Source organism: Pseudomonas sp. NBRC 111139 (assembly GCF_001753955.1).
Taxonomy (GTDB): domain Bacteria; phylum Pseudomonadota; class Gammaproteobacteria; order Pseudomonadales; family Pseudomonadaceae; genus Aquipseudomonas; species Aquipseudomonas alloputida.
Map to the genome: position 1 here is coordinate 113,560 of NZ_BCBP01000016.1, position 18,778 is coordinate 132,337.

At 63.4% G+C, this 18,778-nt stretch carries 16 protein-coding genes; 4 read left to right on the top strand and 12 right to left on the bottom strand.

Annotation, left to right across the window (positions count from 1 at the left end):
- Window positions 1–119 precede the first annotated feature (119 nt).
- The 4 genes from BJQ17_RS02370 (at window position 120) to BJQ17_RS02385 (ending at window position 5,421) form a co-directional block, all read left to right on the top strand.
- Window positions 120–1,448 carry an MFS transporter gene (locus BJQ17_RS02370; protein WP_070095466.1) on the top strand — a complete coding sequence of 443 codons (1,329 nt, stop codon included), beginning with the start codon at window positions 120–122 and terminating at the stop codon, window positions 1,446–1,448.
- A 176-nt stretch (window positions 1,449–1,624) separates the two neighbouring features.
- Window positions 1,625–3,145, top strand: coding sequence for an apoptosis inducing factor family protein (locus BJQ17_RS02375; protein WP_070095467.1), 1,521 nt, complete (start codon window positions 1,625–1,627; stop codon window positions 3,143–3,145).
- A gap of 72 nt (window positions 3,146–3,217) precedes the next feature.
- Window positions 3,218–4,228 carry an aldo/keto reductase gene (locus tag BJQ17_RS02380; RefSeq protein WP_004374352.1) on the top strand — a complete coding sequence of 337 codons (1,011 nt, stop codon included), beginning with the start codon at window positions 3,218–3,220 and terminating at the stop codon, window positions 4,226–4,228.
- 95 nt (window positions 4,229–4,323) lie between these two features.
- Complete coding sequence (locus BJQ17_RS02385) at window positions 4,324–5,421, top strand: alkene reductase (RefSeq protein WP_004374351.1); 1,098 nt, start codon at window positions 4,324–4,326, stop codon at window positions 5,419–5,421.
- A 42-nt stretch (window positions 5,422–5,463) separates the two neighbouring features.
- Here BJQ17_RS02385 and BJQ17_RS02390 read toward each other — a convergent pair whose 3' ends face one another.
- The 12 genes from BJQ17_RS02390 to BJQ17_RS02445 form a co-directional block, all read right to left on the bottom strand.
- Window positions 5,464–6,444 (bottom strand): LLM class flavin-dependent oxidoreductase, encoded by a 981-nt coding sequence (locus BJQ17_RS02390; RefSeq protein ID WP_070095468.1) that lies wholly within the window; start codon window positions 6,442–6,444, stop codon window positions 5,464–5,466.
- 100 nt (window positions 6,445–6,544) lie between these two features.
- On the bottom strand, window positions 6,545–7,456 hold the full coding sequence (locus BJQ17_RS02395) for a LysR family transcriptional regulator (protein WP_070095469.1): 912 nt from the start codon (window positions 7,454–7,456) through the stop codon (window positions 6,545–6,547).
- Window positions 7,457–7,524: 68 nt separating this feature from the next.
- Window positions 7,525–8,604 (bottom strand): metal-dependent hydrolase, encoded by a 1,080-nt coding sequence (locus BJQ17_RS02400; RefSeq protein ID WP_070095470.1) that lies wholly within the window; start codon window positions 8,602–8,604, stop codon window positions 7,525–7,527.
- 74 nt (window positions 8,605–8,678) lie between these two features.
- Window positions 8,679–9,929, bottom strand: a complete 1,251-nt coding sequence (locus BJQ17_RS02405; RefSeq protein ID WP_004374339.1) for an OprD family porin — start codon at window positions 9,927–9,929, stop codon at window positions 8,679–8,681.
- A gap of 54 nt (window positions 9,930–9,983) precedes the next feature.
- Window positions 9,984–11,183 (bottom strand): benzoate/H(+) symporter BenE family transporter, encoded by a 1,200-nt coding sequence (locus BJQ17_RS02410; RefSeq protein WP_070095471.1) that lies wholly within the window; start codon window positions 11,181–11,183, stop codon window positions 9,984–9,986.
- Window positions 11,184–11,329: 146 nt separating this feature from the next.
- Window positions 11,330–12,244: a catechol 1,2-dioxygenase gene (catA, locus tag BJQ17_RS02415; protein ID WP_004576272.1), complete on the bottom strand. Its 915-nt coding sequence runs from the start codon at window positions 12,242–12,244 to the stop codon at window positions 11,330–11,332.
- Window positions 12,245–12,274: 30 nt separating this feature from the next.
- The gene (locus tag BJQ17_RS02420) at window positions 12,275–13,603 is read right to left on the bottom strand and encodes an aromatic acid/H+ symport family MFS transporter (RefSeq protein WP_004576273.1); all 1,329 of its coding nucleotides are present in this window, start codon (window positions 13,601–13,603) and stop codon (window positions 12,275–12,277) included.
- Window positions 13,604–13,660: 57 nt separating this feature from the next.
- Window positions 13,661–14,422 (bottom strand): 1,6-dihydroxycyclohexa-2,4-diene-1-carboxylate dehydrogenase, encoded by a 762-nt coding sequence (locus BJQ17_RS02425; RefSeq protein WP_004576274.1) that lies wholly within the window; start codon window positions 14,420–14,422, stop codon window positions 13,661–13,663.
- A 145-nt stretch (window positions 14,423–14,567) separates the two neighbouring features.
- The gene (benC, locus tag BJQ17_RS02430) at window positions 14,568–15,578 is read right to left on the bottom strand and encodes a benzoate 1,2-dioxygenase electron transfer component BenC (protein WP_014756669.1); all 1,011 of its coding nucleotides are present in this window, start codon (window positions 15,576–15,578) and stop codon (window positions 14,568–14,570) included.
- Window positions 15,579–15,650: 72 nt separating this feature from the next.
- Complete coding sequence (gene benB, locus BJQ17_RS02435) at window positions 15,651–16,136, bottom strand: benzoate 1,2-dioxygenase small subunit (RefSeq protein WP_004576276.1); 486 nt, start codon at window positions 16,134–16,136, stop codon at window positions 15,651–15,653.
- Window positions 16,133–17,491, bottom strand: coding sequence for a benzoate 1,2-dioxygenase large subunit (gene benA / locus BJQ17_RS02440; protein WP_004374325.1), 1,359 nt, complete (start codon window positions 17,489–17,491; stop codon window positions 16,133–16,135). Before benA ends, benB begins: the two co-directional genes overlap by 4 nt.
- A 159-nt stretch (window positions 17,492–17,650) precedes the next feature.
- A complete protein-coding gene (locus BJQ17_RS02445) occupies window positions 17,651–18,607 on the bottom strand; it encodes an AraC family transcriptional regulator (protein ID WP_012052360.1) in 957 nt (318 codons plus the stop codon).
- Window positions 18,608–18,778: the final 171 nt, after the last annotated feature.

Genomic DNA, 18,778 nt, shown 5'->3' on the forward strand with positions numbered 1-18,778 from the left:
GCCTGGGCCAAGCGCTGTGCAAAAGCACAAAGACAGGCTAGCCGCAGTCCCCGAGACTCGTCAGGGCGAGCGCCGGAACAGGCGACGCGGCGAAAACCATAACAACAGAGAACCCGATCATGGCACACAGCCCCGCCCCTGACCAAGGCACGGACACCACCCGCAACGCGCTGTACCGGCGCATCACCTTGCGGCTGATTCCGTTCATTTTCATCTGCTACCTGTTCAACTACCTGGACCGCGTCAACGTCGGCTTTGCCAAGCTGCAGATGCTCGACGCCCTTAAATTCAGCGAAACGGTGTACGGCCTTGGCGCCGGCATCTTCTTCATCGGCTATGTACTGTGTGGCCTGCCAAGCAACCTGGCCCTCAATCGCTTCGGCCCACGGCGCTGGATCGCGCTGATGATGATCGCCTGGGGCAGCCTGTCCACCTGCCTGCTGTTCGTCACCACCCCTACCGAGTTCTACACCCTGCGCCTGCTCACCGGCGCTGCCGAAGCCGGCTTCTTCCCGGGTGTGGTGCTGTACCTCTCGCGCTGGTTCCCGGCGGCCCGACGCGGCCGCATCATGGCCCTTTTCATGTCGGCGATCCCGGTATCGGGCCTGCTTGGCGGGCCGTTCTCCGGCTGGATCCTCGAACATTTTGCCGCCGGCCAGCACGGCTTGGCCGGCTGGCAGTGGATGTTCCTGATCCAGGGCCTGCCGACCGTGGCGTTGGGCGTACTGGCGGTGTTCCTGCTCAGTGACGGCTACCAGAAAGCCGCCTGGCTGAGCCCGGCTGAACGCCAACTGATTGCTGCCGACCTGCAGGCCGATGCTGCAAGCAAACCGAGCCCCACCAGCGACAGCGTGCTGGCCGTGTTGACCAACCCGCTGATCTGGACCTTCGGCTTCGTCTACTTCTGCATTCAGAGCGGCGTATACGCGATCAACTTCTGGCTACCCTCGATCATCAAGAGCATGGGCTTCGACAACCCGCTGCTGATCGGCTGGCTCAGCGCCATCCCGTACCTGCTGGCAGGTGTGTTCATGATCCTTTGCGGGCGCTCGGCCGACCTGCGCAACGAGCGCCGCTGGCACCTGGTGGTGCCAATGCTGATGGGCGCCGTCGGCCTGCTGATTGCGGTGAACTTCGCCGGCAACCCGAGCATTGCCATTCTTGGCTTGTCGATCGCCACCATGGGCGCGCTCACCGGTTTGCCGATGTTCTGGCCAATGCCGACTGCGCTGCTCAGTGCCAGTGCCGCCGTGGCAGGTCTGGCGATCATCAACTCGGTAGGCCAGATGGCGGGGTTTCTCAGCCCGTACCTGGTCGGGTTCATCAAGGACCAGACCGGCTCAACCGATGCCGCACTGTATTCGCTCGCCGCGTTGATCGTATTGGGTAGCCTGGTGGCCTTGCGTGTAACGCGAGCGGGTTCGCTGAGTACTGCACGGGTGAGTTGAGGCATTCGCAGGCTTGCCCACGCCCACAAGTTTCAAGCCTGTGGGCGCGGGCAAGCCTGCAATGATGCCCACCCAAGCCACACCAAATCCACACCCGCCACCGATCGTCAGCTCAACGCATCCCCTTCCCGCCCCAGGCGTCAAATGGTTCCAAAGGCCCCTTTGGAGAAGCCCCCATGACCCAGTACGCCGTGGCCCGCTTGGCCCAGCTCGACGAGCACCGCCCCCTGCGCGTCCAGGCCGGCAACGAAGAACTCATCCTCATCCGCCAAGGCGATCAGGTACACGCCTACCAGGGCAACTGCCCCCACGCAGGCGCCCCCCTTGATGAAGGCGTGGTTTGCGGTGGTTTGCTGGTCTGCCCTTGGCACAAAGCTGCATTCGCCGTTGACGATGGCGTGGTCTGTGAGCCGCCTGCACTCGCCGACCTGCGCCGCTACAAGGCGTGGATCAAGGGCGATGAAGTCTGGGTCGATGACCAGCCCCTGCCGGCAAGCGAACCGCCCAGGCACAGCGATGCCCGCTGTTTTGTGGTGGTCGGCGCCGGGGCCGCCGGCAGCGCCGCCGTCGCCACGCTGCTGGCTCATGGCTTCGCGGGCAGGCTGGTATGGATCGACCAGGAGCGCCAGCCGGCCTACGATCGCACAGCACTGAGCAAATTCGTGATTGCCGGGCAGATGCCGCCCGACGAGGTCCCCGCGCTGCTCGAAGCCGACGCCCTGCGCAAGGGCCAACTGCAGCGTAAGCACGGCAAGGTGCGCACCCTGAACAGCCAGAAGCGCCAGGTCACCCTCGCCGATGGTCAGCAGATCGATTACGACGCCTGCCTGCTGGCAACCGGCGGTAAAGCACTGCGCCCCGACATTCCCGGCGCCGACCTGCCCGGGGTGTTCACCCTCCGCTCACTGGAAGATGCTGCACAGTTGCTCGACGCAGCCGAGCCTGGCCAACCGGTGGTCATCGTCGGTGACGGCTTCATCGGCCTGGAGGCAGCCTCGGCATTGCGCAAGTATGGCGTGCAGGTGCACGTGGTCTCGCGCCACGAAGTCCCTCTGGCCCGACAATTGGGCGAGCGTATCGGGCGCTGCATTCGCGCGCTGCATGAACGAAAAGGCATCACCTTCCACGGCCCCACCGAGGTCGAGCGGATCGAAGGCCAGGACAAGGTCGAAGCGGTGCAACTGGCCAATGGTGAACGGCTGCAGACCCCCTTGGTGCTGTTCGGCACCGGGGTAAAACCCGCCACCGCGTTCCTTCAAGGGGTGCCGCTTGGCGAAGACAAATCGGTGAGGGTCGACGCCGAAATGCGCGCAGCTGACGGTTTGTGGGCCGCCGGTGACATCGCCACGTTCCCGCTCTCGGGGCGCCCGGTGCGCATCGAGCACTGGCGCCTGGCCCAGCAACACGGGGTGATCGCCGCCGCCAACATGCTTGGCGAACAACGCCGTTATGCCGATGTACCGTTCTTTTGGACCTACCAGCATGGCCGTACCTATGAAGTGCTAGGCCATGCCAGAGACTGGAACCGGATCGAGTTCGTCGGTGACCCGGAAAACGGCGATTTTGTTGCCCTGCAGTGTGTGGATGAACGCGTCGAGGCCGTTATCGCCAAGGGTTACTCCGATGCCATGGCGACGCTGTCGCAACGCCTGAAGCGCCCCTTGAGCCTGCAGGAGGCTTTGGCGCTCATTGGCTGAGGGGCGCCTTTCAATGCTTCCCGGTTGTGTGTAAAACAGGCAGGTCAGCCGACTGCATAAGGACCCACGCGCATGATCTACCGCCCCCTCGGCCACAGTGGCCTGCAGGTTTCCGCCCTTACCCTGGGCAGCATGATGTTCGGCGAGCAGACCCGTACCGAGGATGCCCTGCGCATCATCGACAAGGCCTGGGACCAAGGCATCAACTTCATCGACACCGCCGACGTGTACAACGCCGGGCGCTCGGAAGAAATCGTCGGTGAAGCCGTGGCGCGCCATCGCCATGACTGGGTCGTCGCCAGCAAGGTCGGCTTCGGCCCGGCCGACGGCCTGCCTAACCGCAGCGGGTTGTCGCGCAAGCACATCTTCAATGCCGTGGATGCCACACTGACCCGCATGGGCATGGACTATCTGGACATCTACTACCTGCACCGCGAAGACCACAAGGTACCGCTGGAGGAGACCGTGCAGGCCATTGGCGACTTGTTGCGCCAGGGCAAGATCCGCTACTGGGGGGTGTCCAATTTCCGTGGCTGGCGCATTGCCGAGGTCTGCCATGTTGCCGAGCGCCTTGGCGTGCCCAGGCCGGTAGTCAGCCAGCCGCTGTACAACATCGTCAACCGCCAGGCCGAGCCCGAACAGCTTACTGCCGCCGCCGCCCATGGTCTGGGCGTCGTACCCTTCAGCCCGCTGGCCCGGGGCGTGCTCAGTGGCAAGTATGCGCCGGGCGCCGTGCCGGACGCCGGTAGCCGCGCAGGGCGGCAGGACAAACGCATCATGGAAGTGGAGTGGCGCCAGGAGTCGCTGACCATTGCCCGGCAGATTCAGACGTATGCAGAGGCCAAGGGGGTGGGTATTGTCGAATTCGCCATTGCCTGGGTGTTGAATAACCAATGGGTCAGTTCGGCGATTGTCGGGCCGCGGACCGAGGAGCAGTGGGATACCTATGGCGGCGCATTGGCGGTGAAGATTACCGCGGAGGATGAGGCGTTCATCGATTCGTTGGTAACGCCAGGGCATGCGTCCACGCCGGGCTTCAATGACGTGGCGCATTATGTGAGTGGGCGGCTGGCGCGCAGCTGACGCATTGGGGAGCCCTGAGCCGGGCTCCCGGTCCCCCCTTTCCCCAATCACCTCGGTATCGTGCGCACCATTGGTTTTCCACCTCTGGAGCTGCAATGAAACTCTTGCAACCGCTGCAAATCGGCCCACTCACCCTGCCCAACCGCGTATTCATGGCCCCCCTCACCCGCCTGCGCAGCCTGGAGCCGGGTGATGTACCCACCGCGCTGATGGCCGAGTACTACCGTCAGCGCGCCAGTGCTGGCCTGATCATCACTGAAGCCACGCAAATCTCCTTCCAGGCCAAGGGCTATTCTGGCTCGCCCGGCATTCACAGCGCCGAACAGATCGCTGCCTGGAAGCACATCAACCAAGGCATCCATGCCGATGGCGGCCACAGCGCCGTGCAGGTGTGGCACACCGGGCGGGTGTCGCATACCTCGCTGCAACCTGGCGGCGAGGCCCCCGTGGCCCCTTCGGCGCTGCCGGCGGACGCACGCACCACCCTGCGTGACGCGCAAGGCAACCTGACGCGCGTGGAAACCTCCGCCCCCCGGGCGCTCAGCGAAGCGGAGATCGCTGGCATCGTCGCCGACTTTGGCCAGGCCGCGATCAATGCCTGTGAAGCCGGCTTCGACTTCATCGAGTTGCACGCCGCCCACGGTTACCTGCTGCACCAGTTCCTCACCCCCAGTGCCAACCAGCGCGAAGACCGCTACGGCGGCAGCGTTGAAAACCGTGCGCGCATTGTGCTGGAGGCGGTGGATGCGGCCATTGCCAACTGGAGCGCCGACCGGGTCGGTATTCGCGTGTTCCCGCTGGGTGGTTTCAATGGTGTGGACAATGGCGAAGACCAGGAAGCCGCCGGCCTGTACCTGATCCGCGAACTGGCCAAGCGAAACCTCGCCTACCTGCACCTGTCCGAGCCGGACTGGGCCGGTGGCAAGCCACTGCGTGACGAGTTCCGCCAGGCCATTCGCGCCGCCTACCCCGGGGTGATCATCGCGGCCGGTGCCTACACCGCCGAGAAAGGCGAAGACCTCATCGGGCGGGGTTTGATCGATGCCGTGGCGTTCGGGCGCGCCTACATTGCCAACCCCGACCTGGTGGAGCGTCTGCGGCTGCAAGCGCCGCTGAATGAGCACCGGGCGAAGTTCGATTACGCCAATGGGCCTGAAGGGTATACGGATTATCCGTTCCTGAAGCAGGCTTGATGCAAAAACGGGCGCTCTTGCGGGCGCCCGTTTTTTGTCGTGTCAGCCCAGTTCAGCCAGCGCCTGCGCGGCATAGGCATGTGACCGCTGCCGCGCCAGCGGGTCATGGATGCGGCAGTCGATCATCAGCTCGTCCGCCCCGGTCTGCTCGATCAGCGAGCGCAGCCCTTCCCTCACCCGTTCAGGCCCTCCGGCTACGGTGCAGGCCATCACCTGCTCGAGCACGGCGCGCTCGTGGTCCGGCAAGCGTTCGATGTAACCCTCTTGCGGCTTGGGCAGCAAGCCAAAGCGCCCGACATGCAGGTCCAGCATCCACTTGCGGTGGGAGCTGGCCAGGTAGTGCGCCTCAGCATCGCTGGCAGCGGCGAACAGGTTCATGCCAACCATCACATAGGGTTTGGCCAGTTGCGCGGACGGCTGGAAGTTGGCGCGGTAATGGGCAATGGCCTGCAGCAGGTAACGCGGGGCAAAGTGCGAGGCGAAGGCATAAGGCAGGCCCAGCTTCGCCGCCAGGTCAGCACCGAACAGGCTGGAACCGAGGATCCACACCGGCACATCGTGCGCACCCGGTACGCCGCGCACCCGGCGTTTGCCGTTGTCCGCCAGGTAATCACGCAGCTCGGCGATGTCCTGGCTGAAATCTCGCTCTGGCACGGCGCCGCGCAATGCACGCACGGTCGGCCCGGACGTGCCTGGCGCACGGCCCAGGCCCAGGTCGATACGGCCCGGGTGCAATGTATCGAGGGTGCCAAACTGTTCGGCCACCACCAACGGCGCATGGTTGGGCAGCATGATGCCGCCAGCCCCCACACGAATGTGTCGGGTGGCGTTGGCGATTTCGTTGATCACCAGCGAAGTGGCAGCCGAGCCAATGCCCGGCATGTCATGGTGTTCGGCGATCCAGTAGCGGCTGTAGTGCTGTTGCTCGACATACCGCGCCAGCTGGCGGGATTCTTCGATCGCATCGGCGAAGGTCTTGCCTTCGCCGATCATGACCAGATCCAGTACGGACAGTGCAGTCATGGGGTCTCCAGAGGGATTATCAATGGCTGCCAGTTTCCATGCTGCGCCGCCAGCGATAAACCCGGTTTCAGGCCCGGCATAGGGGCCTGGCATTCCCCAATCAGTATTCCCAAGGCACGCCCGGCTCCCAGCTGGCCACCAACAAGTCGATGAAGCCGCGTACCCGAGGGGACAGGTGGCGCTTGCTTGGGTAGACGATGCGAATGGGGTCTGCCGGGGGGCGGTAGGCGTGCAGTACCTCCACCAGATTGCCAGCGCGCAGGTCGTCACCGGTGATATAGGTCGGCAGGTGAATCAGGCCGAAACCGGCCCGGGCGCCGTCAAGCATGGCCTCGGAACTGTCGATGTTCAGCCGCCCGGGATCTTCGCACAGGTGCAGCCCCGCTTCTGTGTGAAAGCGCCAGGGCATGGCCTTCTCGCCCGCCAGGAAGGCGATCTTGTCATGGCCATAGAGGTCGCCGGGCATCTGCGGCACACCGCGCTTCTCCAGATACGCAGGCGATGCACAGGTCACGAACTGCTGCCAGGCGACGGTGCGCGTCAGCAATTGCGAATCTTCCTTAGGTGCACCGATGCGCACGGCGACGTCCACACCCTCTTCGACCAGATCAACGAAACGGTCGGTGAAGCGGATATCCGCCCGCAGTTCGGGCCATTGCTTGAGGTACTGGTCGAGGACCGGCAGGACATGGCGCTGCCCGAGCGACAGCGGTGCGGTCAGGCGCAGGGTGCCAGTGGGCTTGCCCCGGCGCAGGGCCATGGTGCTTTCGACCTCGTCCAGGTCATCCAGAATCTGCCGCCAGCGCTCGAACGCCACCAGGCCTTCATCGGTCAGGCTCAGCTTGCGCGTAGTGCGGTTGAGCAGGCGCACCGCCATGCGGGCTTCCAGGCGGGCGATGCTCTTGCCCACCGCTGAACGCGTCAGGCCCAGGCTGGTAGCCGCAGCGGTGAAGCTGCCGGCCTTCGCGACGCTGACGAAAGCGGCGATGTCGCCGAAGCGGTTGGGTTCCATGGTGTTTTCCTGACGCTGATCGAACCGCCATAGATGGGTGCAATTTCAGGCAATGCAAGGTTCCTGATCTAGTGGGGCTGCCTTGCAGCTTCCGTTTGCCCGAGGTAGCGATCGGTCCAGTTCGCCAGCGGCAGCGGCGGCTGCTGGTCGACAATGCGTCGCCAGATAAGCATCAGCTCTTGAGCGTTGAACAGCGAGCCAGGCCCGCTGCCTCGCCACGGCGAAGGCACACCGACCATCCACTGCCCTTGATGATCGCGCTGAGCCATGTTGAAGCGAAAGGTGTAATTCCCCGGGATCCCCATGCGCAGGTCGGTGACCACCAGTGCGTCGCCAATCTGGTCATAACGCAGCCAGTCATCGGTGAACCAGCGCAAGCGCTGGTGCAACGGGTCATTGTTCAGTGCTTGCGCCAGTTCCAGGTTGCGCGACAAGCGTTGCATTTCGGGTGGTTGCTGGTCGAGCACGCTGCTGATGCCCTCGTAGTAATCGCCATCCGGGGCCTTGGCCAACACCCGCCAGACCAGGCTGTTGAATGCCATCGGCACGGCACGCACCTCGCTCACGACGATACCTTGCTGGTCCAGTGCCGACTGGAAGCGCTGTTCGGCAGCCATGCGCCCCGCCAGGCCGAAACCCAGGTAGCAGGTACTGAACACCAGGGCCATGGTCAGCAGGCGGGTAGCCCTGCGGGTCACGCCCTTCATGAGGGTGAAGACCACCGCAGCCAGCAGCGGCACGGTGTAGACCGGGTCGATAATGAACACCGCCGCCCAGCTTTCCGGGGTGGTGTGCAAAGGCCAGAACAACTGCGTGCCGTAAACCGTAAAGGCGTCGAGCACCGGATGGGTTACCAATACCAGCCAGAACGCCAAAAAAAGCCTGGGCAAGGTATACCCCTTGCCGGGCCAGCGCCTGTTGACCAGCCAGGCCAACAGCAAGGCCAGGCCGGTGAGCACGAACAACGAGTGGGAGAAGCCGCGATGATAAGTCATCTGCGACACCGGGTCGGCATAGCGAATGATCACATCCAGGTCCGGCAGCGTGCCCAGTGCTGCACCATACAGCAACGAGCGTCGGCCCTGGATGCGCCCGAGCACGGTCCCTTGCAGCGCCGCGCCAAGTACGGCTTGGGTGATGGAGTCCAAGGTGGGGATTCCTGAAAGAGTCGTTTCCGCACGCTACCCTCATACACCCCTGATGCGCAATTCTCCTGGAAGGCTCAGAACAACTGCCAGGTGTACACCAGCGTCAGGCGGTTCTCGTCGATATCACTGCGGTAGTTGGAGCGCGCCATGGCGTTCCTCACCCGAATCCCCAACCCTTTCAGTGCCCCGCTCTGCACCGCATAGCCGATATCCAGATCACGCTCGCGATCACGCCCCTCGTAACCCAGCCCGGTGTCGACATTGTTACCGGTTATGTAGCGCACGGTCGCTGTCAGGCCCGGCACGCCCATGGCGGCGAAGTTGTAGTCGTAGCGCACCTGATACGAGCGTTCATCGGTGTAGGCAAACTCATAGGTCGGCACCTCGTTGCCCAGCGGCGAGATGTTGGCGAATACCCGTGGGAACGGGCTATCGCCATAAATGCCCTGGTAGCCGGCGTGGAAGCTGTGCCCGCCATGCCGGGCAGTGAACAGCGAGAAGAACGCCTGGTTGTCGATGTTGCCCAGCAGCGCATCGCCTTGCTCACGCGCGGTGAAATAACCCAGGTTGGCGCTGAGTACCCAGTCCCCGACGGGTTTGCTGTGCTTCAGGCCAACGAAACCTTGTTGGTAGATGTCCTCCAGCTGACCGTACCAAAGGCTGACGCTGCTCTGGTTGGCATTGAACGCATAGTCCCCACCCACATAGTTGAACGCGTCGCTTTCGGCCTGTCGCATCGGCACATGGCCAAGCATCGCGTTCATCTTGCCGTCGCCACCTTCGTTGCGCAGGTGGGTGCTTTTCAAGTGCCCGGCCTGCATAGTCAGCCCGTCGATTTCGGACGAACTCAAACTCAGGCCCTGATAGGTGGGTGGCAACAGGCGAATATCACTGAAGGTCAGTACCGGCAGGTTCGGTTGCAGTTCACCTGCACGCAGTTCGGTTTTTGATATCCGCGCCTTGAAGGTCGGCGCCAGGCGGCTGTACTCATCGGCAGCACGGCCGTCGCCATGCACCGGCAACAGGCCGGTGTTGGTGCGGTCTGGACTGCTGTCCAGCTTGATCCCCAGCAAGCCCAGGGCGTCCACGCCAAAGCCGACCGGGCCCGGGGTGTAGCCACTTTTGAAGTCGAGGATGAAGCCCTGGGCCCACTCCTCGGCCTTGGACTGTTTGTTGGCCCCGACAATGTCGGAAAAATCGCGGCTGAAATAGTAGTTACGGGCACTCAGGGTGGCCTTCGAGTCCTCGAAGAAGCCGCCTTCGGCAGCCAGCAGTGGCTGGCTGAGCAGTGTCAGGCCCAGGGCAACGCAAGGGGTGTGGTTCATTCCGAAGCTCTCTTGATCTTGTTTTTATGGGTAAAGCGTTGGAAACACGGCAGTTCATAGGGTACGGCGCAGCACCTCCCGGGCACGTGGTTGGCGCAGCCTCAGCAGCGCGTGCGCCAGCAGGCCGAACAGCAGCCCCCAGAACGCCGCCGACAGGCCCAGGAAAGCCACCCCCGAAGCGGTGACCAGGAAGGTGAATAGCCCGGCGTCGCGCTCGGCCGGTTCTGCCAGGCTGCGGACCAGGGCTTCGCTGATGGCGCCATACAGGGCCAAACCGGCCAGGGCCGCGATCAGGACGGCGGGAAAGGCGGCGAACAGCGACATCAAGGTGGCCCCGGCAATGCCCAATAGCAGGTACAACACGCTGCCAGCCACCGCCGCTACATAGCGCCGTTGCGGGTTTTCATGGGCTTCATGGCCGGTGCACAGACTGGCGGTAACCGCCGCCAGGTTCAGCCCGTGGCAACCGAACGGCGCCAGTAGCGCCCCAGCCAGGGCACTGGCGCTGATCAGCGGGCTGGCCGGCGTGGCGTAGCCAGCGTTGCGCAGTACCGCCATACCCGGCATGAATTGCCCGGTCAGCGCCACCAGCACCATCGGCAGCGCCAGGCTGAATACCGCCGCCAGGCTGAACTGGGGGGTGATCCACTGGGGTGAGGCCAGTTCCAGCACCAGTACTTCGCTGCGCAACGTACCGCTGGCCACGGTCACCAGCATGCCCACGCCCAGCACCGCAGCCACGGCATAGCGCGGCTGCACCCGACGCATCAGCACGTAGGTGACGAACATCGCCAGTACCAGCAGCGGTTGCACCGGCAAGGCGCGGAACACCTCGATGCCAAAACTGAACAGGATCCCGGCCTGCATACCGGCAGCGATAGAACCCGGCAGGCGCGCGATGATGCGGTCGAAGGCCCCGCTGATGCCGATCAGCAGCAGGACCAGGTTGGCCACCAGGTAGGCGCCCACGGCCTGCGCCAGGCCCAGTTGCGGCAAGGCGGTGACCAACAGCGCCGACCCCGGGATCGACCAGGCGATCACTACCGGCACGCGGTAGCGCAGGCTGAGCAGCGCACCGAGCACCGCACTGCCCATGGACACGGCCCAGACCCAGGATGACAACTGCTGGTGCGACAGGCCGGCCGCTTCGGCGGCGTGGAAAATGATCACCAACGGGCCGGCGTAAGAGATCGTCGTGGCAATGCTGCCGGCGACGATGGCCGACACAGAGCAGTCCTTGATCAGCGTTTTCATGAAGCTTCTCGCAAGCCAGCGGCCGGCCTTTGTGGCGGGCTCTTGTTTGGGTGTTGGCTGCTTCGCGGGCTTGCCCGCTCCCACAACGGCTGCACAGGCTTCACCTGTGGGAGCGGGCATGCCCGCGAAACAGCCCACTCGGTGGATCAGGCCTCCTGCAAAGCCCGCGGCCGCCCGCTGCGTTGCTCATCGGCACCGCCCTGGGCCTGCTGCAACTGGAAGTCGAACTTCAGCTCGGCATGCCGACCCTCCGGCCCTTCGACGAACACCACCTCCCCGACCAGCCCGTCCCGTGTGGCATAGGCAAAGTCATCCCACAGGTACTTGTCCCCCGACAGGTTTATCTGCGTGGTCAGGTGCCGGTACCCGGGCGCCGAGATGAAGAAGTGCACATGCGCCGGGCGCTGGCCATGACGGCCCAGCAGGTCCAGGCATTCCTGGGTTGGCCCCTGCGGGTCGCAGCCATAGCCCGATGGCACGATGGAGCGCGCGCGGTAACGCCCTTGAGCATCGGTAACGATGCGCCGACGCAGGTTGTACGCCGACTGGCTTGGGTCGAAGAACGAATAGGTACCACGGGTATTGGCATGCCACAGGTCGACCGTGGCACCCGGCAGCGGGTGTCCGTGCGGGTCCAGCACCTGGCCTTCCAGGAACATCACCGTGGCCACGCCCTCCTCGCTGCCGTCGTCCATGCGCACTTCACCTTGGGCAATCGGTGCGCCAGCCACGTACAACGGGCCTTCGATGGTGCGTGGGGTACCGCCAACGCGCCCTGCCTCCTGGTCCTTGGCATCCTGCAGCAGGTCGAGGAAGTGTTCGATGCCCAGCCCCGCCACCAGCAGCCCGGCCTCGCCACGACCGCCCAGGCGGTTGAGGTAGTCGACGGCGTGCCAGAACTCGTCTTCGCTGATGTCCAGGTCTTCGATCAGCCGCGCGGTATCCTGCAGCAGGCGCTGCACGATGCGTTTGAGGCGTGGGTTGCCGGCCGCATTACCAAAGCCTGCGGCCTCCTCGAAGAACTGCTGTACCTCGGCAGTATGGGAAATGTTCACGGTCATGGGGGGTTACCTCGTCTTGTTCTGTTCGGTTCAGGCCTGCGCCGCCAGGGCCTGGGCGTGGCGCCGACCACTGGCCAGGTGCACGGCCATGGCCAGCGCGGCGATGGCGCCAGGAATGGCGAAGGCGATGAAATTGAGTTGAAGTGGCAGGTTGATGCCCATCAGCGCACCGCCCAGCAGCGGGCCGACGATGGCGCCATTACGGCCGATGCCCGAGGCCCAGCCCAGGCCGGTAGAGCGCACCGACAGGCCGTACATCTGCGCCGCGCCGGCATACAGCAGAATCTGCGTACCAATGGTGGTGGCGCCGGCAATGAAGATCAGCAGGTACAGCACCGGCATCGGGCTGTTCACCCCCAGCAGGCTGATCGACAGTGCGGCGGCAATGAAGAACGCCACCTTCACCTTGACCAGGTTGTAGCGGTCGCCCAGCCAGCCGCCGAGGATTGCCCCGGCCATGCCGCCAAAGTTCAGGGCCAGCAGGAATGACAGGCTTGAGCCCAGGCTGTAGCCGGCGTTGGCCATCAGCTTTGGCAGCCAGGAACTCAGGGCGTAGACCATCAGCAGGCAGCAGAAGAACGCAACCCACAGCGCCAGGGTGCGAATCGCCAGGCCATTGCGGAACAGTTCCAGCACCGAAGCGCCGCTGCCTTTGCGGTCGGCCGCCTGAAGCACATCATCGGCCTGGACATCGCAGTCCGGGTCCAGCCGTTTGAGCAGTGAGCGTGCTTCCTCGATACGGCCTTGGCGCACCAGGAAACCGATGGATTCAGGCAGGTAGTAAAGAATCACCGGTAACAGCAGCAGAGGCACCGCTGCGGCGAAGAACATCGACTCCCAGCCAAAACGCGGCAGCATGAAAATGCCGACACCTGCCGACAGCATGCCGCCCAGCGAATAGCCACTGAACATGATCGCCACCAGCGTGCTGCGCAGGCGCTTGGGCGCGTATTCGTTCATCAGTGCCACGGCGTTGGGCATCAGGCCACCACAGCCCAGGCCGGCGATGAAGCGGTAGATGCCAAACTCGCTCGGGCTGCTGGCAAAGCCGTTGAGGATGGTCGCCCCCGAGAACAAGGCGAAACAGATGGCAATGCCCTTCTTGCGCCCGATGCGGTCGGCCAGGCTGCCGAAGGCCAGGGCGCCGAACATCATGCCGAACAGCGCATAGCTGCCCAGTGCACCAGCCTGCAACGGGGTCAGGCCCCACTCTTTCATGATGACCGGCAGTACCACACCGTAGATGAACAGGTCATAGCCGTCGAAAATCAGCAGCAGGCCGCACCAGGCCATGACCATCCAGTGAAACGGGGAAAAGCGCGCATTGTCGATGATCGGGTGTACATCAAGGGTTCGCATGGCATCTGTCGCTCTTGTTTTTGTTTTGGAAGAAAACTTTTGCCTTGAGGTTGCAGTTCAGCCGAGGTCGCCGCCCCCAACCGGCAGGGTCACGCCGGTGATGTACGAGGCTTCGTCGGACGCGAGGAACAGAATGGCCCCCACCTGCTCGTCGATACTGCCGTAGCGGTGCATCAGGCTGCTGTCGAGGGTCTGGTCGACGATCTGCTGGTACCAGTGCTTTTCCTGCTCGGTTTGCGCTGCACTGTTGCGCGGTACCCGCCGGGGCGGCGCTTCGGTGCCACCCGGCGCAGTGGCGTTGACGCGGATCCCACGGCCAGCCGTTTCGAAGGCCAGGCAGGCGGTGAGCGCATTGACGCCGCCTTTGGCCGCGCCATAGGGCACACGGTTGACGCCACGGGTGGCGATGGAAGAAACGTTGACGATGACGCCGTTGCCACGTTCAAGCATGTAGGGCAGCGCGGCATGGCAGCACCACAGTGTCGGGAATAGCGAACGGCGCACTTCGGCCTCGATCTGCTCGACATCGTAGTGCTCGAAAGGCTTTGCCCAGATGGTGCCGCCGACGTTGTTGACCAAGATGTCGAGGCGGCCGAAGGTTTCCACCGCACTGGCCATGACCCGGGCGCAATCGGTGTGTTGCTCCAGGTCGGCGGTGAGGGTGAGCATGCCTTCGCCGGCCAGCTCGTGGACCAGTTCGGAACGGTCTACGGCCACCACTTGCGCACCTTCGGCCTTGAGCCGCCAGCACACACCCCGGCCGATGCCTTGGGCGGCACCGGTGACCAGGGCGACCTTGCCTTGGAATCTGTTGTTCATATGCAAATCTCCGCCTTCCCGCGCGCCCTGCAGGCGCGGGTTTACCCGCGAATGCGTCCGACAAGACAACGCTGCTGTACCTGCAGGCCTCTTCGCGGGTGAACCCGCTCCTACAGGGGCGGTGTCATGTTCGAAATGAAAGGAATCAGGCCGCAGCCGCAAACTTCTCGTAGTAGAAGTTGGCTGGGGTAATGCCCTGTTCGCGCACGTACTGGCTGACCGCTTCCACCATGGGTGGCGGGCCGCACAGGTACACATCCACATCGCCGTCATTGAGGTGGCGTGGCTCGATGTGCTGGGTGACATAGCCCTTCTGCGGGTACTGGCTGTCCGGGTTGGCGACGCAGGCGCTGTAGGTGAAGTTGGGGATACGTGCCGCCAGCGCTTGCAGGCGGTCGAGCTCGACCAGGTCGAAGTCGTTGGTCACGCCGTAGATCAGGTGCAACGGGTGCTCACTGCCCTGCTCGGCGATCTTCTCCAGCATCGCGGTGAAGGGTGCCAGCCCGGTACCACCCGCCAGCAGCAACAGCGGGCGCTGGATCGGCCGCAGGTAGAAGCTGCCCAACGGCCCGGCCAGGCTCAGGCTGTCGCCAGCCTTGGCAAGGTTGGTCAGGAAGCTGCTCATCAGCCCACCTGGTACGTTGCGGATCAGGAAGCTGACTTCGCCGTCCTTCTGCAGCGAGCTGAACGAGTAGGCCCGGCTCTGCTCGCTGCCCGGCACCTTGAGGTTGACATACTGCCCCGGCAGGAAGGCCAGACGGCTCAGGGCCTCACCCTTGATCGACAGGGCAATGGTGCTGACCGACAGCTGGCGGACATCGCTGATGGCGGCCTCGAAACTGGCCTGCTCGGTCTTGCACAGCTGCGACGAAGCCGGGATGCGGATGACGCAGTCGCTTTCGGCGCGCATCTGGCACGTCAGCACGTAGCCTTCGGCGATTTCGTCTTCGCTCAAGGCGTCTTCGATGAAGTTGTCGCCAAGGTCATAACGACCGGACTCAGCCTTGCACTTGCAGGTCCCGCAAGCGCCGTCACGGCAGTCCAGCGGAATGTTTATGCCTTGGCGGTAAGCGGCGTCGGCCACGGTTTCCTGACCGGTGGCTTCAATGAAACGGGTAACCCCGTCTTCGAAATTCAGTGCGATCTGGTAGCTCATGTTGCACCTCGCGGGCGAGCCGGGCCACGGCGCGTCACAAGACGCACCGGGCAATGCTCGCAAAACCCTGTATCAGATGTGGTAGATGTCGATGACCTGGCGGACGTAGTCGTTCTTCAGCACCACCTTCTTGGCCTTGATCAGCGGCTGCTCGCCGCGCAAGTCGAGGGTGTAAAAGCTGGTGCCGAAGTAACTGTCGGTGGTCTTGTAACGGAAGCTCAGAGTGTGCCAGTTGAAGCGCACCTGGCAGCTGCCCTCGCCCTGCTCGACGATCTCGATGTTGCTGATGTTGTGCGAGGTGCGGGTGTCGGGCACGGTCGCACTGGAGCGCTCGGTCTTGATGCGGAACACGCGGTCTTCCAGGCCGCCACGGTTGCCGTACCAAATCAGCGAGATTTCGCTTTGTGGGTCTTCGGTGAGGGTGTCGTCATCGTCCCAGCTCGGCATCCAGAAGCTGGCATCGCTGGCGTACAGTTCCAGCCACTGGTCCCACTGGGCATCGTCCAGGTAGCGTGCTTCGCGGTACAGGAAGTCGCGCACGGTGTCATACAGGCTCATTGCACGGCCTCCACGGGGATCAGCTGCTGTTCGTCCTTGAGGGCCTGGATCATGGTGTCCTGCCAGTATTTGTGCTGCAGCACGAACAGGCCTTCGTCCTCGGTGCGCACGCCCGACAGCAGGGGTTCGAGTTCAATTTCCTTGGCTGCCTCATCGGCGCCTTCGACCCAGTGTTTGGCGCCGCGGGACATGTCGTTCCAGCCGGTGCCGCCGCCATAGCCGGTCTGGCACGAGCGGAATTCTTCCAGGTCGTCCGGGGTGGCCATGCCGCTGACGTTGAAGAAGTCTTCGTACTGGCGAATACGCTTGGCACGGGCATCGGCGCTCTCGCCTTTCGGCGCGATGCAGTAGATGGTGATTTCGGTCTTGTTCACCGAAATCGGCCGTGCGACGCGGATCTGCGAGCTGAACTGGTCCATCAGGTACACGTTGGGGTACAGGCACAGGTTGCGCGAGTTTTCGATCATCCAGTCGGCGCGCGCCTGGCCGAAATCGGCGGCCAGTTGGTCGCGGCGCTCATAGGCCGGGCGGTCTTCCGGGTTGGCCCAACGGGTCCACAGCAGCAGGTGGCCGTGGTCGAAGGAATAGAAACCGCCGCCCTGCTTGGCCCAGGCGCCAGCACTCATGGTCTTGATCTCGTCACCCGCCTCGCGCTGCTTGCGCTGGTTCTGGGTGGCGGCGTAGTTCCAGTGCACAGAGCTTACGTGGTAGCCGTCAGCGCCGTTTTCGGCGGTGAGCTTCCAGTTGCCTTCGTAGATGTACGAGCTGGCACCGCGCAGCACTTCCAGGCCTTCAGGCGACTGATCGACGATCATGTCGATGATCTTCGCTGACTCGCCCAAGTGCTCGACCAGCGGTTTCACGTCGGCGTTCAGGCTGCCGAACAAAAAGCCCCGGTACGACTCGAAGCGTGCCACCTTGGTCAGGTCGTGGGAGCCGTCGCAGTTGAAGCTGTCGGGGTAGCCGGCGTTGCTGGGGTCTTTCACCTTCAGCAGTTTGCCGCTGTTGTTGAACGTCCAGCCGTGGAACGGGCAGGTATAGCTGGAACGGTTGCCGCGCTTGTGCCGGCACAGCATGGCACCGCGGTGGCTGCAGGCGTTGAGGAAGGCATTGAGCTCACCGTCCTTGTTGCGCGCGATAAAAATCGGCTGGCGCCCCATGGTCAGGGTGAGGAAGTCATTCTTCTCGGGGATCTGGCTTTCGTGGGCCAGGTAGATCCAGTTGCCCTCGAAGATGTGTTTCATTTCCAGGTCGAACAACCGTGGGTCGGTGAACATCTCCCGCTTGCAGCGGTAGATGCCCTTTTCACGGTCGTCCTCGAGCATGGCATTGAGGTAGTCGAATCCCAGGGACATGGCCAGGGTCTCCCTTGTTATTGTTTAGACCTGGTCAGGTTAGAGGCTGGGATTGGGTCGCAATATCCGGTTTGTGCGGGGTGCTATCCATTTTGTGCAGGTGGAGGTGACAGGTTCAAGCGTCTCTTCGCGGGCGTACCCGCGAGAGACCGGTACGGTTTAACGCCGGTTGCGCAAGGTTTCGGACGGCAATTCGCCAAACTGCTGTCGATACACCTCGGAAAAACGCCCGAGGTGCAGAAAACCATAATCCATGGCCAGTTCGGTCACGCTACGTACCGAGCAACTGGCATCGCCCAGGCAGGCACGCACCTGTTCCAGCTTGCGTTGTCGTACGTACTGCTTGGGTGTGGTCTGCAGGTGCCGGTCGAACAGCGCATACAACGAGCGCAGGCTCATGCACGCCTGCTCCGCCAGTGCCTCCGCTGTCAGCTCGAACTTAAGGTTGCGATCGATGTAGTCGATGATCCGCTCCAGGCTTGCACCCGGTGAGCTGAGGCTCTCGCGGCGGATATTGGTGCTCATCAGGGTCAGCAGCTTGCTGGCGACAATCTGACTGTAATGGCCCTGCACCCTGGGCAGCGAATCGCTCACTTCCGCCTCATGACAAACCATGGCCAGCAGGTTCACGAAGCCATCCAGCTCATCCAGCCGGTAATGATTGCGCAAGAACCGCACGCCCCCATCAGGCCGCTGCCAGCGCTGTTCATCGCAAATCGAGTCCAGCAGCCGGGTTGGCACCTTGAGGATGAACTTCTCGCAGTCTTCCGAGTAAGTCAGGTCAACCGGGTCGTCCGGGTTGATCAGCAGCAATTCGCCCGGCACCAGGTGCTGCTCGCGCTTGTGCCCGCGCCACAGGCAGTTGCCATTGAGCAAGACTTGCAGGTGGTAGATGGTTTCCAGCGCGGGCGACGTCACGCGAACACTGCCGCCATAGCTGATACGGCACAGGTCGAGCTCGGCGAACTTGCGATGGCTGAGGCTGGCCTGGGGGTGGGTGGTGCGGGACAGACCGATGCAATGCTGGCCTACATGCTGGTTCACATAATCGGACACAGCGTAAGGGTCGGCGTGGTGAAACACGCTACTGCGCTCGCTCAGCAGGCGGCTTTCCATAGGCAAGGCACTCGGTATCGTTATTGTTCTGGTCGCCGCGCCCTACCGCCTTGTGGGCTGTGGTTGCGGTCATCACGGTCATTCTATCGGGCTGGCAGCGCGTCGCAGGGGCAGGCGACAGCCGGCGGATAGGGGACACTACAGCAAAAAGGCGGGGGTTGGGCAATGCAA

Excerpts from the sequence above, each read along its gene's own strand:
- BJQ17_RS02370 (WP_070095466.1), top strand. The coding sequence starts at position 120 with ATGGCACACAGCCCCGCCCCTGACCAAGGCACGGACACCACCCGCAAC.
- BJQ17_RS02375 (WP_070095467.1), top strand. The coding sequence starts at position 1,625 with ATGACCCAGTACGCCGTGGCCCGCTTGGCCCAGCTCGACGAGCACCGC.
- BJQ17_RS02380 (WP_004374352.1), top strand. The coding sequence starts at position 3,218 with ATGATCTACCGCCCCCTCGGCCACAGTGGCCTGCAGGTTTCCGCCCTT.
- BJQ17_RS02385 (WP_004374351.1), top strand. The coding sequence starts at position 4,324 with ATGAAACTCTTGCAACCGCTGCAAATCGGCCCACTCACCCTGCCCAAC.
- BJQ17_RS02390 (WP_070095468.1), bottom strand. The coding sequence starts at position 6,444 with ATGACTGCACTGTCCGTACTGGATCTGGTCATGATCGGCGAAGGCAAG.
- BJQ17_RS02395 (WP_070095469.1), bottom strand. The coding sequence starts at position 7,456 with ATGGAACCCAACCGCTTCGGCGACATCGCCGCTTTCGTCAGCGTCGCG.
- BJQ17_RS02405 (WP_004374339.1), bottom strand. The coding sequence starts at position 9,929 with ATGAACCACACCCCTTGCGTTGCCCTGGGCCTGACACTGCTCAGCCAG.
- BJQ17_RS02410 (WP_070095471.1), bottom strand. The coding sequence starts at position 11,183 with ATGAAAACGCTGATCAAGGACTGCTCTGTGTCGGCCATCGTCGCCGGC.
- catA (WP_004576272.1), bottom strand. The coding sequence starts at position 12,244 with ATGACCGTGAACATTTCCCATACTGCCGAGGTACAGCAGTTCTTCGAG.
- BJQ17_RS02420 (WP_004576273.1), bottom strand. The coding sequence starts at position 13,603 with ATGCGAACCCTTGATGTACACCCGATCATCGACAATGCGCGCTTTTCC.
- BJQ17_RS02425 (WP_004576274.1), bottom strand. The coding sequence starts at position 14,422 with ATGAACAACAGATTCCAAGGCAAGGTCGCCCTGGTCACCGGTGCCGCC.
- benC (WP_014756669.1), bottom strand. The coding sequence starts at position 15,578 with ATGAGCTACCAGATCGCACTGAATTTCGAAGACGGGGTTACCCGTTTC.
- benB (WP_004576276.1), bottom strand. The coding sequence starts at position 16,136 with ATGAGCCTGTATGACACCGTGCGCGACTTCCTGTACCGCGAAGCACGC.
- benA (WP_004374325.1), bottom strand. The coding sequence starts at position 17,491 with ATGTCCCTGGGATTCGACTACCTCAATGCCATGCTCGAGGACGACCGT.
- BJQ17_RS02445 (WP_012052360.1), bottom strand. The coding sequence starts at position 18,607 with ATGGAAAGCCGCCTGCTGAGCGAGCGCAGTAGCGTGTTTCACCACGCC.